11 protein-coding genes are annotated in these 13,825 nt (G+C 66.3%); all 11 read left to right on the top strand.

From position 1 onward, the window contains the following. Nucleotides 1–16: 16 nt before the first annotated feature. The 11 genes from accD to AC6R19_RS00460 all read left to right on the top strand — a co-directional run bounded on the left by accD (nt 17) and on the right by AC6R19_RS00460 (nt 13,804). Nucleotides 17–904 carry an acetyl-CoA carboxylase, carboxyltransferase subunit beta gene (gene accD / locus AC6R19_RS00510; RefSeq protein WP_500577515.1) on the top strand — a complete coding sequence of 296 codons (888 nt, stop codon included), beginning with the start codon at nt 17–19 and terminating at the stop codon, nt 902–904. Nucleotides 905–1,007: 103 nt separating this feature from the next. Continuing rightward, nucleotides 1,008–2,267: a bifunctional tetrahydrofolate synthase/dihydrofolate synthase gene (gene folC / locus AC6R19_RS00505; RefSeq protein WP_500577514.1), complete on the top strand. Its 1,260-nt coding sequence runs from the start codon at nt 1,008–1,010 to the stop codon at nt 2,265–2,267. Then, a complete protein-coding gene (locus AC6R19_RS00500; protein WP_500577513.1) occupies nt 2,248–2,895 on the top strand; it encodes an SPOR domain-containing protein in 648 nt (215 codons plus the stop codon). The genes folC and AC6R19_RS00500 overlap by 20 nt, the downstream gene beginning before the upstream one ends. A 249-nt stretch (nt 2,896–3,144) precedes the next feature. After that, nucleotides 3,145–3,639, top strand: coding sequence for a CvpA family protein (locus AC6R19_RS00495; protein ID WP_500577512.1), 495 nt, complete (start codon nt 3,145–3,147; stop codon nt 3,637–3,639). A 67-nt stretch (nt 3,640–3,706) separates the two neighbouring features. Beyond that, nucleotides 3,707–5,194 carry an amidophosphoribosyltransferase gene (gene purF / locus AC6R19_RS00490; protein WP_500577511.1) on the top strand — a complete coding sequence of 496 codons (1,488 nt, stop codon included), beginning with the start codon at nt 3,707–3,709 and terminating at the stop codon, nt 5,192–5,194. Between the two features lie 267 nt (nt 5,195–5,461). Beyond that, on the top strand, nt 5,462–6,643 hold the full coding sequence (locus tag AC6R19_RS00485) for an O-succinylhomoserine sulfhydrylase (protein ID WP_500577510.1): 1,182 nt from the start codon (nt 5,462–5,464) through the stop codon (nt 6,641–6,643). A 351-nt stretch (nt 6,644–6,994) separates the two neighbouring features. After that, entirely contained in the window at nt 6,995–7,906 is a 912-nt protein-coding gene (locus AC6R19_RS00480; RefSeq protein ID WP_500577509.1) for an AAA family ATPase, read from the top strand. Between the two features lie 4 nt (nt 7,907–7,910). Next, nucleotides 7,911–8,924 carry a DUF58 domain-containing protein gene (locus AC6R19_RS00475; RefSeq protein ID WP_500577508.1) on the top strand — a complete coding sequence of 338 codons (1,014 nt, stop codon included), beginning with the start codon at nt 7,911–7,913 and terminating at the stop codon, nt 8,922–8,924. Beyond that, on the top strand, nt 8,911–10,944 hold the full coding sequence (locus AC6R19_RS00470) for a transglutaminase TgpA family protein (RefSeq protein WP_500577507.1): 2,034 nt from the start codon (nt 8,911–8,913) through the stop codon (nt 10,942–10,944). The genes AC6R19_RS00475 and AC6R19_RS00470 overlap by 14 nt, the downstream gene beginning before the upstream one ends. A gap of 2 nt (nt 10,945–10,946) precedes the next feature. Beyond that, nucleotides 10,947–12,158 carry an MFS transporter gene (locus AC6R19_RS00465; protein ID WP_500577506.1) on the top strand — a complete coding sequence of 404 codons (1,212 nt, stop codon included), beginning with the start codon at nt 10,947–10,949 and terminating at the stop codon, nt 12,156–12,158. Between the two features lie 254 nt (nt 12,159–12,412). After that, nucleotides 12,413–13,804 (top strand): M28 family metallopeptidase, encoded by a 1,392-nt coding sequence (locus AC6R19_RS00460; RefSeq protein WP_500577505.1) that lies wholly within the window; start codon nt 12,413–12,415, stop codon nt 13,802–13,804. Nucleotides 13,805–13,825 lie beyond the last annotated feature (21 nt).

The following is a 13,825-nucleotide window of genomic DNA, read 5'->3' as shown; positions in this document are numbered from 1 at the left end:
GGGATTTGGAAACGAGATGAGCTGGTTAGAAAAGATTGTTCCCGCGGTCATCCGCACCGAGCGCCGCACCGGCGCCAGCAAAGTTCCCGAGGGGGTGTGGAAGAAGTGCGTCAAGTGCGACGCCATGCTGTACCGCCCGGAGTTGGAGCGCAACCTGGATGTGTGCCCCAAGTGCGACCACCACTTCCGCATCGGCGCCCGCCGCCGCCTGGATATCTTCCTCGACGAGGAGGGGCGTGAGGAGCTGGCCACCGACGTCGAGCCGGTGGATCGCCTCAAATTCAAGGACGTGAAGAAATACAAGGATCGCCTGACCCAGGCGCAGAAGGCGACCGGTGAGAAGGACGCGTTGATCGCGATGCGCGGCACCCTGGAGGGCAAAGCGCTGGTGGCGGTGGCCTTCGAGTTCGCCTTCCACGGCGGCTCCATGGGCTATGTGGTGGGCGAGCGCTTCACCCGCGCGGCCCAGCGCGCCCTGGAGGAGGGTATCCCGCTGGTATGCTTCTCCGCCACCGGCGGCGCGCGCATGCAGGAGGCGCTGATCTCGCTGATGCAGATGGCCAAGACCTCCGCGGTGCTGGAAAAGATGAAGATGGCCGGTGTGCCCTATATCTCCATCATGACCGATCCGGTCTACGGCGGCGTGTCCGCGTCCCTGGCGCTGCTGGGCGACATCAACGCCGCCGAGCCGGGCGCCCGCGCCGGCTTCGCCGGGCCCAACATCATCGAGCAGACCATCCGCCAGAAACTGCCCAAGGGCTTCCAGCGCAGCGAGTTCCTGCTCGAGCACGGCGCCATCGATATGATCATTCCGCGCAGGGAAATGCGCGAGACGGTCGCGCGGCTGCTGGGCAAGCTGACTGAAACGGGACTCGGGACTCGGGACTCGGGACTCGGGGTATAAATTTCTTTGCCGTAGGAGCGGCCCATGGCCGCGATCGATGTCCGGGGCAACCGGGAAGTCTGATCGCGGCCATGGGCCGCTCCTACGTTTGCGCACTGCAAATATGAACACATTGCAAGACTGGCTCTCCCGCCTGGAGAAGCTGCACCCCACCGAAATCGAACTGGGCCTTGGCCGCGTGGCCGAGGTGGCGCGCGCGCTGGGTGTCGAAAAGCCGGCGCCCACTGTCATCACCGTTGCCGGCACCAACGGCAAGGGCTCCTGTGTGGCCACCATGGAAGCGCTGCTCTGCGCCGGAGGCCACCCGGTGGGTGCCTACAGCTCCCCGCACCTGCTGCGCTTCAATGAGCGGGTGCGCATCGGCGGCGCCGAGGTGGGTGACGCCGACCTGGTGCGCGCCTTCGAGGCGGTGGAGGCGGTCCGGGGCCGGACCAGCCTGACCTATTTCGAATACACGACTCTCGCGGCCCTGTGGCTCTTCCGGGAGGCCGGCGTCGAGTACGCGCTGCTGGAGGTGGGCCTGGGCGGGCGCCTGGACGCGGTCAACCTGGTGGATGCGGACCTGGCCATCATCACCAGCGTGGCCATAGACCACGAGTCCTGGCTCGGCAGCGACCGCGAGGTGATAGGGCGCGAGAAGGCCGGCATACTGCGTCCGGGCAGCCCCTTCGTCTGCGCCGATCCCGAGCCGCCGCTGTCGGTGGTGTCCGCGGCCGGCGGCCTGGCGGCGCCCAGCTATTTTGTCGGCCGCGATTTTTTTGTGACGGATAATGGCTATCGCTTCGGCGATCTCGATCTCGAGATACCGCCGATCAGCCTGCCGCGCCCGAGCATCGCCGCCGCCATCACCGCACTGGCCGTCCTCGAGGCGCTGCCGGAGCGGGGGCTGGAGGAGGCCCTGGCGGGCATGCAATTGGCTGGGCGCTGCCAGCAGGTCCGCTGGCGTGACCGCTCCCTGCTGCTGGACGTGGGCCACAACCCGGCCGCGGCCGAGTACCTGGCGCGCTGGCTGAAGGCCAACCCGGTGCCCGGCGAGACACACGCGCTGGTGGCGGCCATGGCGGACAAGGACCTGCCGGGACTCTTCGCACCGCTGCGGGGCCTGGTGGACAGCTGGCAGCCGGCGCTGCTGCCGGGCAACCGGCGCGCCGCCGGCTGTGGCGCCCTGCTGGCCGGCCTGGAGAGGGCGGGGGTGGCGCAGTCGCGGATAGATGACCGCTGCCCGGACGTGGTTGAGGGCCTGGAACGACTTCTGGTGACCAGCGGTCCGGCGGACAGGTTGCTTGTGTTCGGATCCTTCTTTACTGTTGCGGAAGTTTTACAGCGTATACGAGACGACGGCGATGGCGAGTCGCGCCCCTGATTTCGAGAGTAGAGCCCCGCGCGGGCGGCTGAACGATGGCTTCAAGCAGCGCATCGTCGGTGCGCTGGTGCTGGCCGCGCTCGCGGTCATCTTCCTGCCGACCCTGTTCGACCGCGAGGGCGCGCGCTATATCGACGTCACCAGCCAGATACCGCCGGCGCCGGATATCCAGCCAATCGAGATAGCGCCGCCGGAACCCGTGGCCGGTGCAGCGCCGGCACCGGCGCCGGAGCAACTCTTCCAGCCGGAAGTGGTGGAACAGGGTTCCAGCCCCGAGCCGGCAGAGCCCAAACTCGTTGCTGGAGCAGCAGCCGAGGAGGCTGAAAAACCCGAACAGTCGCAAATATCGAAACAGGATTCCTCACCGATCCTCGATGCCAAGGGCCTGCCGATCGCCTGGGTGGTGCAGGTGGCCTCCTACCGCGAGGAGTCGCGGGCCGAGAAGCTGCGCGGCCGCCTGATGGACGAGGGCTACAAGGCCTATACCCGCGCCGTCACCACCGACAAGGGCCGTTTCGTGCGCGTCTTCGTCGGCCCCAACGTCAGCAAGGCCGATGCCCAGGCGGCCAAGCAGGAGCTGGATCAGCTGCTGAAGGCGCAGACGCTGGTGTTGCGTTTCAAGGCGTAGCTTCGCGTCTGATGGCTCCGGCCGGTCCTGCTACCGGTGGCCACCCGGGAAAAAGCCTCATCGGCAAATATTTCCCGGGTGGCCACCGGCAACAGGGCCTTGCCTCATGCCAGTGCGAAGGTGAATCCGGTCATTCCGAACATTCCATCTCCTAATTTCGAAGGCTTTTGCGAACAGCTTCACGCGCTGGGACGCTTCAGTTAGAATGCGCGCTCTCCGCGGCAGCAGCCGCCACGCAGGTAGGACTGGATGAACTGGGCTGACTGGACCATTCTGGCAATCGTGGCCATATCCACGCTGATCGGTCTCAGTCGCGGCTTCGTGCGCGAAACCCTGTCCCTGCTCACCTGGGTCGCTGCCTTCGTAATCGCAATGATGTTCCGCGATGACCTGGCGCCGCTGCTCTCCAACCTGGTGGACACCCCCTCGCTGCAGGCCATCGCCGCCTTCGCCATCCTGTTTATCTTCACGCTGCTGGCCGGTGCCGGCCTGAATATGACCCTGTCCGCCTTCGTCGAGGCCACCGGCCTGTCGGGCACCGATCGGGTACTGGGCATGGTGTTCGGCCTGCTGCGCGGCGCCATCGTCGTGATGGCGCTACTGATACTGGCGCCTGCACTGGTGCCGGTGGAGGAGGACAGCTGGTGGCGGGAGTCGGCACTGATCCCCCATTTCCTCGCCTTCGAGGACAGCGCGCGGGATCTGGCGGCGGCCATCAAGGGCTATTTTGTAACATTGTTTTAAGGGGCGGCGCCGCCGCTGTTTTAACGGGGCGGCGCAACCGTCCCTCTCGACCAGTAGGGCCAAGACTATGTGTGGTATTGTCGGTATCGTCGGTAAGAGTGACGTCAATCTGCAGCTGTACGACGCGCTCACCCTGTTGCAGCACCGCGGGCAGGACGCGGCCGGCATCGTCACCTGCGACAGGGACCGCCTCAACCAGCAGAAGGCCAACGGCCTGGTGCGGGATGTGTTCCGCGCGCGGCACATGGAGCGCCTGAAGGGCAACTTCGGTATCGGCCATGTGCGCTACCCCACCGCCGGCGGTTCCGGCCCGGCCCTGGCCCAGCCCTTCTACGTCAATTCTCCCTACGGCATCGCCATGGCCCACAATGGCAACCTCACCAACAAAGACCAGGTGATGGAGGAGATCTACCAGCAGGATCTTCGCCATATCAGCACCGACTCCGATTCCGAGGTGCTGCTCAATGTCTTCGCCCACGAACTGCTCGTACAGCACAAGCTGCAGCCGAAGGCGGAGGATATCTTCACGGCCATGCGCGCGGTGCACAAGCGGGTGCGCGGCGGCTACGCCTGTGTGGCGCTGATCGTCGGTTACGGCATCGTCGCCTTCCGCGATCCCCACGGTATCCGACCGCTGGTGTACGGCAAGCGCGAGACCGACAAGGGCACCGAGTATATGGTCGCGTCGGAGTCCGTGGCACTGGATGTACTGGGCTACGAACTGGTGCGCGATGTGGCGCCGGGCGAGGCCATCTATATCGAGCTGGACGGCACGGTGCACTCCGAGCAGTGCGCGGAAAACCCGTCCCTGAATCCCTGCATCTTCGAACACGTCTACTTCGCGCGCCCGGATTCCATCATGGACGGTGTCTCGGTGCACAAGGCGCGCCTGCGCCAGGGCGAGCACCTGGCCGACAAGATCCTGCGCGAGCGCCCGGATCACGATATCGACGTGGTGATCCCGATTCCGGATTCCGCCCGCACCGCCGGCCAGACGGTGGCCTATCGCCTGGGCGTCAAGTTCCGCGAGGGCATGGTGAAGAACCGCTATATTGGCCGCACCTTTATCATGCCGGGTCAGAAGCAGCGCAAGAAGTCGGTGCGCCAGAAGCTGAACGCCATCGAGCTGGAGTTCCGCGGCAAGAACGTGCTGCTGGTGGACGACTCCATCGTGCGCGGCACCACCTGCAAGCAGATTATCCAGATGGCCCGCGAGGCCGGCGCGGCCAAGGTGTATTTCGCCTCCGCGGCGCCCGAGGTGAAATTCCCCAATGTCTACGGCATCGACATGCCCTCTGCGGAGGAACTGGTGGCCCACGGCCGCACCACCGAGGAAATCTGCGAGGAGATAGGGGCCGACTGGCTGATCTACCAGGACCTGGAAGACCTGATCGCCAGCTCCGCCGAGGGCAACGAGAAGATCGAGCAGTTCGACTGCTCCGTGTTCGATGGCAACTACGTCACCGGCGACGTGGACGACGAATACCTGGAAAACCTGCACGCCCAGCGCAACGACGCGGCCAAGCAGGGCAAGGGCAATCAGAGTTCGCTTTAATATCCTCGGGACTCGGGACTCGGGACTCGGGACTCGGGACTCGGGACTCGGAAAAGAATGCCGGAGCCTGATACGAAGGCCCTGCTGCCGGTGGCCATTTGGGAAATGTTTGCCGATGAGGCTTTTTCCCAAATGGCCACCGGCAGCAGGGCCACCCGGACTTCTCTTACTGGTAATCGGGGCTAGCAGTTACCCCCCGACGCTTTATTAATCCCTCTTCATCCTTCATCATCCCGCATTCCCAATTCAAACAAACCGGGACGGTTTATGTTCGAAGACGAAGGCTACTCCCTGGAAACCCTGGCAGTGCGCGCCGGCCAGACCCGCTCGGAAGAGGGCGAGCATTCAGAGGCCATGTTCCTCACCTCCAGCTACGTATTCCCCTCCGCCGCCGAGGCCGCGGCGCGTTTCTCCGGCGAATCCCAGGGCAATGTTTACTCCCGCTACACCAACCCGACGGTGCGCATGTTCGAGCAGCGCATGGCCGCGCTCGAGGGAGGCGAGGCGGCGGTGGCCACTTCCAGCGGCATGGCCGCGATCCTCAGCCTGTGCATGTCGCTGCTGAAAAGCGGCGACAAGGTGATCTGCTCGCGCAGCGTCTTCGGCACCACCACTGCATTGTTCACGCGCTACATGGACAAGTTCGGCGTGCGCGTGGCCTTCGTCGACCTGACCGATATGCAGCAGTGGCAGGACGCCCTCGACGGCGACACCAAACTTCTGTTTATGGAGACCCCGTCCAACCCCCTGTGCGAAGTGGCGGACATCCGCCTGCTGGCCGACCTGGCCCACAGCGCCGGCGCTTTGCTGGTGGTGGACAACTGTTTCTGCACCCCGGCGCTGCAGCGCCCCCTGGCGCTGGGCGCCGATATAGTCGTGCACTCGGCCACCAAGTACCTGGACGGTCAGGGTCGCTGCGTCGGCGGCGTGGCTGTGGGCAGGAAGGAAATCATGGACGAACTGGTGATCTTCCTGCGCACCGCCGGCCCCAGCATGAGCCCCTTCAACGCCTGGGTATTTTTGAAGGGCCTGGAAACCCTGAGCCTGCGCATGCAGGCCCACTGTCGCAATGCCCTGGCGCTGGCCTGGTGGCTGGACGAGCAGGCGGCGGTGGAGAAGGTCAACTACGCCGGACTGCCCAAGCACCCCGGCCATTTGCTCGCCGCAAAGCAGCAGTCGATGTTCGGCGGCGTGTTGAGCTTTACCGTGCGCGGCGGCCGGGAGGCGGCCTGGAAGGTGATCGACGGCTGCAGGATCCTGTCCTGCACCGCCAACCTGGGCGACGCCAAGAGCACCATAGTGCACCCGGCCACCACCACCCACGGCCGCCTCAGCGACGAGGACAAGGCCCGCGCCGGTATCACCGAGAACCTGATCCGGGTCTCGGTGGGGCTGGAGGGTGTGGAGGACCTGCAAAAGGATCTGATGCGGGGGCTGTCGCAGCTGTGACTGGCGCCGTTTGTGACGGGGAGGGAAGAGCCCTCTCGCCAAACACCTATGATTAACAATTGGCACTGTCGTGTAGGAGCGGCCCATGGCCGCGATCGGACTCTCCGCCTCTCCCGAACATCGATCGCGGCCATGGGCCGCTCCTACAGCAACACAATGCGAAGGCCCTGATGCCGGTGGCTTTTTGCGGGACTGTCAGCGAGAGGGACCTCGCTGCCAAGCCTACAGGGATGTATTCACGGCGTGTCCCGCAAAAAGCCACCGGCAGCAGGGCCGCCACGGAGCTTGAATCCGGGTTCCACGGAACCCTAAAAGCTCCACCAAGAAAAACCGAGCAGTAATGGATTCGCCGTGCAAAAGATCATTTCCGCCATCATCGCCGATATCGGCAAGGTCCTGTTGGGCAAGGAGCACCAGGTCAAGCTGGCCCTGGCCTGCCTCCTGTCCCGCGGTCACCTGCTGATCGAGGACCTGCCCGGCATGGGCAAGACCACCCTGGCCCACGCCCTGGCGCGGGTGCTGGGGCTCTCCTACAAGCGGGTGCAGTTCACCAGCGACATGCTGCCGGCGGATATCCTCGGCGTGTCCATCTTCGAGCGCGACTCCGGCCAGTTCCGCTTCCATGAGGGCCCTGTGTTCAGCCAGCTGCTGCTGGCTGACGAGATCAACCGCTCCTCTCCCAAGACCCAGAGCGCCTTGCTGGAGGCGATGGAAGAGCGCCAGGTGAGCATCGACGGCGAGACCCGCCCGCTGCCGGAGCCCTTCTTCGTCATCGCCACCCAGAATCCGCTGCACCAGTCCGGCACCTTCCCCCTGCCGGAATCCCAACTGGACCGCTTCCTGATGCGCATCAGCCTCGGCTACCCGACCCGCGAGGCCGAGCGCGCCCTGTTCCAGGGCGTGGACCCGCGCGCGCAGCTGCAGCAATTGAATCCCCGTATCGACGGCACCACATTACAGAAGATGCAGCGCCTGGTGGGCCAGGTGAAGGCCTCCGAGAGCCTGCTCGACTATCTCGAGCGGCTGGTGCTGCACACCCGCCAGAGCCCCGAGTGCGCCATCGGCCTGTCCCCCCGCGGCGCCCTGGCGCTGCTGCACGCCGCCCGCGCCTGGGCGCTGATCCACGGCCGCGGCCACCTGCTGCCGGAGGACATCCAGGCGGTGCTGCCGTCCGTGGCCGGGCACCGGCTGCAGAGCGAGGGCGGCGACGGCACCCAGTTGGTGGAGCGGCTGATGCGCCAGGTCGATATCATCGCGGCCTGATCCGATGAGCCTTTCGAGCAATATTGCCCGCCCGCTCGCCGAGCGCTGGCGCGGTCTGCTGCAGCGCTGGCTGAACCGCCGCTCGCCGCCGGCGCGCAGCGTCACCCTGGACCACGGCAAGCTGTTTATCCTGCCCAGCCGCGCCGGCATGGGATTCCTGCTGGTGATCGCGCTGCTGTGGCTGCTGGGCACCAACTACGAGAACAACCTGGTCCTCGCCCTGACCTTCCTGCTGGTCAGCCTCTTGGCGGTGCTGCCGGTGCACACCTTCGCCAACTTGTCCGGCGTTGAGCTGCGGTTGCTGGAGACGCGCCCCGCCTTTGCCGGGGATTACGCCGAGGCCGAAATCAATGTCAGCCGCAGCGACGGCCGCGCGCGGGAGTGGATACAGATTGGCTGGCCGGCGGAAGAGGAAGCCTACCTGGATCTCTATGAGCGCGACAGCGCCGACATCTGCGTTGCGCTGCCGGTGGTCGGGCGCGGGCGGGTGCGGGCGCCGCGGCTCAGGGTCGAGAGCCGCTTTCCGCTGGGACTCTTCCGCAGCTGGAGTCTGGTGGACCTGGATATCGAGTTCCTGGTCTACCCGCGTCCCGTCGCCGCCGGCCCCCTGCCGATGGGGGCCGCCCTGGGCGAAGGGGATTCCGGGGAGACGCTGAGGGGCGGCGACGACTTCGCCGGCCTCAAGCCCTACCGGCCGGGCGATTCCCTGCGCCACCTGGCCTGGAAACAGTATGCCGCCGGCCGAGACCTCAACAGCAAGGACTACGAGAGCCGCGCCGACGCGCGCCTGTGGCTGGACTGGGACCTGCTCGGCGGGCGCGACCTGGAGACCCGCCTGGGCAACCTGTGTCACTGGGCCCTGCAGGCGGAGCGGGCCAACACCGCCTACGGCCTGCGCATACCCGGCACAACCCTGGCGCCGTCCCTGGGACCCGATCACTTGCAGCGGGTGCTGACCGCGCTGGCGCTGTTTCCGGTCAGCGTTCCGGTAACCGGGGGGGCAAATGGCGCAAGCTAAGGAAATGCTGCCCCGCGAGAGCCTGCTGTGGATCTTCGCCGCCCAGTTCGCGGCGCTGCTGCCGCAGTTCGCCCACCTGCCACTGTGGATCGTTTGCGCCTGGGCCTTCGCCGTCTACTGGCGCCTGGAAGTCTATCGCGGCCGCCGCGATCTGCCCGGGCGCGCGGTCAAGCTGCTGGCTATCGCCCTGGCGGTGGGCGGTCTGGCGCTGTCCTTCCGGCGCTGGTTTGCGCTGGAGCCGATGGTGGCGCTGCTGGCCATCTCCTTTACGTTAAAGAACCTGGAGCTGGTCAGCCGCCGCGACGCCTTCCTCAGCCTGCTGCTGGCCTATTTCGTCGCCGCGACCCTGTTCGTCTACGAGCAGACGATTCCCTACGCCCTCTACGGCATCGTCTGCACTATTATCATCACCGCCGCCCTGGCGGCGCAGCTGGGCAGCTTCAGCGCCCGCCCGCGCCGCGCCCTGGGGCTGTCCCTGAAACTCCTGGCCCAGGCGGTGCCGCTGATGCTGCTGCTGTTTATCGCGATGCCGCGCCTGGGGCCCCTGTGGGCGGTGCCACAGAACGCCGCCGCCGCCAGCACCGGCATCAGCGACTCCATGAGCCCGGGGGAATTCACCCGCCTGTCCAAGTCCGACAAGCCGGCCCTGCGCATCTCCTTCGACGGCCCCGTGCCGCCGCCGGAGCAGCGCTACTGGCGCGGCCTGGTCTACTCCGATTTCGACGGTCGCCGCTGGAGCCAGGGCTTTGGTGTCGACCCGCGCGAGGGCGGTGCGGTGAACTGGAGCGGAAGGGGGCAGGCACTGCCGGAAGTGGGCCCCCGCTACCGCTACCGGGTGATCCAGGAAGCCACCAACAACCCCTGGCTCTTCGCCATGGCGCGACCGCTGTCCGACACCCGCGGCGTAGGCGAGACGGCCGACGATCGCCTGGTAAAGAAGCGGCCGGTCTACAGCCGTTTCGCCTATGAGGTGCGCTCCTGGCCGCGGGAAACCATGTCCGGCGGTGCCGAACTGAGCGACCTGGAGCGCCGCCGCAACCTGCAGCTGCCCCGCGGGGGCAACCCGCGCACCCGCGCCTGGGCCGAAGAGCTGCGCGCTGCCAACCTGGGCGCCGAAGAAATCTCCCAGCGCCTGCTGGCGTTCTACAACCGCAGCTTCGTCTACACCCTGAAGCCGCCGGCCCTGGGCGCGGATTCGGTGGACGATTTCCTGTTCGGCAGCCAGCAGGGTTTTTGCGAGCACTTTGCCGGCAGCTATGTGTTCGCGATGCGCGCCGCGGGCGTTCCGGCGCGGGTGGTGGCCGGTTACCAGGGCGGCGAGTGGGTGGCCCGGGAGGAGTATCTGCTGGTGCGGGAGTACGACGCCCACGCCTGGGCGGAAATCTGGCTGCCCGGGCGCGGCTGGCAGCGGGTCGATCCCACCGCCGCGGTATCCCCGGAGCGTATCCGCGACGGCCTGCAGAGCGCCGCTGCGGATGAATTCATGCAGGACGCGCTGCTGCCGCTGCACCGCATCTCGGTACTGAACCGGCTGCGCCTGCAGTGGGACATGATCAACTACCGCTGGTACCAGACGGTAATCAGCTTCGACAGCGACAAACAGCAGAACCTGCTGCAGCGGATACTGGGGGAAGTGTCACCGCTGCGCCTGGCGGTGTTCATTGCGCTGCCGGTGGCGGCGGCCCTGCTGGGCCTGCTGCTGTGGCTCTGGTTCAGCGGCCGCGGCAAGAGGCTGTCGCCGGCGAGCCGCCTCTACCGGAAATTCTGCAAACGCATGGCCCGCGCCGGCATGGAGCGCCGCCCCGGCGAGGCGCCGCGGGATTTCGCCCGCCGGGTGCGCGCGGAAAGGCCCGAACTGGCGCCCATGGCCGAGCGCATCACCGCGGCCTTCGAGAAGGCCGCCTACTGCGATGACCCTGCGGCGGAGAAGCAGCTGCGCAGGCTGCTGCGGAGCTGGTCCCTAGGGGCGAACCTTGTGTACGCCCGCCAGGCCAGGGAACGGAGTGCGGGCGAAGGATGAGCATGCCCCCGAGACTGCAAAAATTCCTCCTCGGCTACAGCGGCACCTCCCTGGCCACCGGCCTGCAGGTGATACTGCTGCCGTGGATCGCAGTGGCGGTGGTGGGCCTGCCGGCGCTGCACCTGGGCTGGGTGCAGGCCTCGGTGCTGCTGCCGAACCTGGTGTTCCTGCTCATTGCGGGTGCCCTGGCGGACAGGCGCGACGCCGCCGCGGTGGCGGCACTGGCCTGCCTGGGCCTGGCGCTCTGCCACGGGGGACTGCTGCTGTACTTTTCCCAGCGCATACCCAATCTGTCCCTGCTACTGCTCTACGGCGTTTCCCTGGGCGTCTGCACGGCCTTCCTGCAACCGGCGCGGGACAACCTGGTGCAGCGCAGCGCCCACGACCGATACGGAAACACTACCGAGAGCCGGGTGCAGAAGACTGTGACCTGGATGATGCTGGCCCAGTACGGCGGCCAGGCTGTGGGTATGCTGCTGGCGAGCCGCTTCGACCAGTGGGGGGTGCAGCTGCTGTTGGGGATACAGGTGGCGGTGCTGTCGATCGCGGCACTCTTCCTGCTGTCACTGCGCGAGAAGGGCCCGCGCGTACCGGCGGACGAAAAATTACCGCATAGGCAGATTCTCGAGGGGCTGGTGCAGACCTGGCGCCACCCGGCGCTGCGCGAGCTGATCGCGCTGATGGCCTTCAACGGCTTCGTGCATATCGGCGTCTTCCTGGTGGTACTGCCACTGCTGGCGGCGGACTATGGCCGCGGTGCCGATTACTACGCGACGCTGCAGCTGGCGTTTATCGCCGGCACCGTCGCCGCCACCGTCACCATGCTGCGCCGCGGCCAGGGGGAGCAGCCGGGGCGGGGCATACTGATGTGCCTGCTCTACAGCGCCGCGCTGCTGGTGGCCATCAGTTTCGGCCCTACGCCCCTGGGCCTGATACTGCTGTGCGCCTGCTGGGGCGCGGTGGCCGCTGCCGCCGCGGCGCTGGGGCGGGCCATAGTGCAACTGTTCGCGCCGGCGGAATACCGCAGCCGCATCATCTCCATCTACCAGCTGGCCCTGTTCGGCTCCGCGGCCTTGGGCGCCCTGGCCGCCGGCGTGCTGAGCGAATACGCCGCGCCGCTGACCACGTTGTTGTGGGCGGGCATACTGAGCCTGCTGGCCTTTGTGCTGGTATTCTGGGGCGGTGCGCTGCGCGGGGTGCGGGTGCAGCACTGAAAAAAATCCGGAGAAGTCTGCCAGCTCCCTCTTGCCAGTAAGCGCGGCCGGTGGCGGCCCTGCTACTGGTGGAAGTTTGCGGGACACGCCGTAAATACGTCCCTGTAGGCTTGGCTGCGAGGTCCCTCTCGCAGACAGTCCCGCAAACTTCCCCCGGCATCAGCGCCTTCGCATCTGGCCCCGGCATTCTTTTCGGGGTCCCGAGGGGTGAGTAAGTGACAAGCGAAGATAAAATTCGGGAGAAGAATAATTCCATGCATAGAAAAGCCATTTCCTGCCTGTACGCCTGCCTGCTGCCCTGTGCCGTTTACGCGGCGCCGCCCGCGGAGCCGCCTCCCTCGGAACAACCAGTGTTACGGGAAATTGCCGCTGGCGTATCCCCCGCGCATATCGAGGCGGACATCCGCAAGCTGGTGGGCTTCGGCACCCGCCACACCCTGTCCGAGACCAAATCCGACACCCGCGGCATAGGTGCCGCGCGGCGCTGGATAGAGGCGGAGTTCGAGCGTATCTCCAAAGACTGCGGCGGCTGCCTGGAGGTGCAGACTGTGAGCGGCACCGTGTCTGGCGAGAAGCGCATTCCCGATCCGGTGGAGGTGGTGAGCGTGATCGCCGTCCAGCGCGGCGTCAGCGACCCCAACCGCTACGTGATCATGAGCGGTGATATCGATTCCCGAGTCACTGACGTCATGGATTCCACCAGCGACTCTCCCGGCGCCAACGACAACGCCTCCGGCGTCGCCGGCACCCTGGAGGCGGCGCGGGTGCTGTCGAAATACCAGTTCAACGGCTCCATCGTCTACGCGGCACTGGCCGGCGAGGAGCAGGGGCTGTTCGGAGGCAGGATTCTCGCCGAGCGCGCGCGCAAGGAGGGCTGGCGCATAGAGGCGGTGCTGAACAACGATATGATCGGCAATATCGAAGGCATCAACGGCGTGGTCGACAACACCACCGCGCGGGTCTTCGCCGAGGGCACCCGGGTGAACGAGACCGCGGAGGAGGCGCGCCTGCGCCGCTTCACCGGCGGCGAGGTGGACTCGCCGTCGCGCAACCTGGCGCGCTATATCGAGCGCATGTCCGGCTATGTGCCCAACCTGGACGTGATGATGATCTACCGCCTGGACCGTTTCGGCCGCGGCGGCCACCACCGCCCCTTCAACGACCTGGGCTACCCGGGGGTGCGGATCATGGAGACCAACGAGAATTACAACCGCCAGCACCAGGACCTGCGCACTGAAGACGGAATCAAGTACGGCGACACCATCGACGGCGTGAATTTCGATTACGCGGCCAAGCTCACTGCCCTCAACGCCGTCAGCCTCGCCGGCATGGCCTGGGCGCCGCCACCGCCGTCGGACGTGCAGATAGAGGGTGCCGTCAGTCCCCACACCACCCTGCGCTGGCAGCGCCCCGAGGGCCGCCAGGCGCGCGACCTGGCCGGCTACAAAATCTACTGGCGCCTCACCACCGAGCCTCAGTGGAGCCACAGCATTTACGTGGGCGATGTGAGCGAATACCAGCTGGAAAACCGGGTGATCGACAATTACTTCTTCGGCGTGGCCTCGGTGTCCAAAGAGGGTTTCGAAAGCCCGGTGGTGTTTCCGGGGCCGGCGGGGAGTTTTGGCGGCTACGCGACGGAGAAATAGGGCTTTGTGGCGTATCGACGT

The organism is Microbulbifer sp. SE14 (genome assembly GCF_059834885.1).
The sequence above is the reverse complement of the archived record's forward strand: the minus strand, read 5'-3'. Positions and strand labels throughout refer to the sequence as shown.

What these genes read in the sequence shown, in the direction of transcription:
- AC6R19_RS00475 (WP_500577508.1), top strand. Translation starts at nt 7,911, where the DNA reads ATGAGCCTTTCGAGCAATATTGCCCGCCCGCTCGCCGAGCGCTGGCGC.
- AC6R19_RS00495 (WP_500577512.1), top strand. Translation starts at nt 3,145, where the DNA reads ATGAACTGGGCTGACTGGACCATTCTGGCAATCGTGGCCATATCCACG.
- AC6R19_RS00465 (WP_500577506.1), top strand. Translation starts at nt 10,947, where the DNA reads ATGCCCCCGAGACTGCAAAAATTCCTCCTCGGCTACAGCGGCACCTCC.
- folC (WP_500577514.1), top strand. Translation starts at nt 1,008, where the DNA reads ATGAACACATTGCAAGACTGGCTCTCCCGCCTGGAGAAGCTGCACCCC.
- AC6R19_RS00485 (WP_500577510.1), top strand. Translation starts at nt 5,462, where the DNA reads ATGTTCGAAGACGAAGGCTACTCCCTGGAAACCCTGGCAGTGCGCGCC.
- AC6R19_RS00500 (WP_500577513.1), top strand. Translation starts at nt 2,248, where the DNA reads ATGGCGAGTCGCGCCCCTGATTTCGAGAGTAGAGCCCCGCGCGGGCGG.
- accD (WP_500577515.1), top strand. Translation starts at nt 17, where the DNA reads ATGAGCTGGTTAGAAAAGATTGTTCCCGCGGTCATCCGCACCGAGCGC.
- AC6R19_RS00470 (WP_500577507.1), top strand. Translation starts at nt 8,911, where the DNA reads ATGGCGCAAGCTAAGGAAATGCTGCCCCGCGAGAGCCTGCTGTGGATC.
- AC6R19_RS00460 (WP_500577505.1), top strand. Translation starts at nt 12,413, where the DNA reads ATGCATAGAAAAGCCATTTCCTGCCTGTACGCCTGCCTGCTGCCCTGT.
- purF (WP_500577511.1), top strand. Translation starts at nt 3,707, where the DNA reads ATGTGTGGTATTGTCGGTATCGTCGGTAAGAGTGACGTCAATCTGCAG.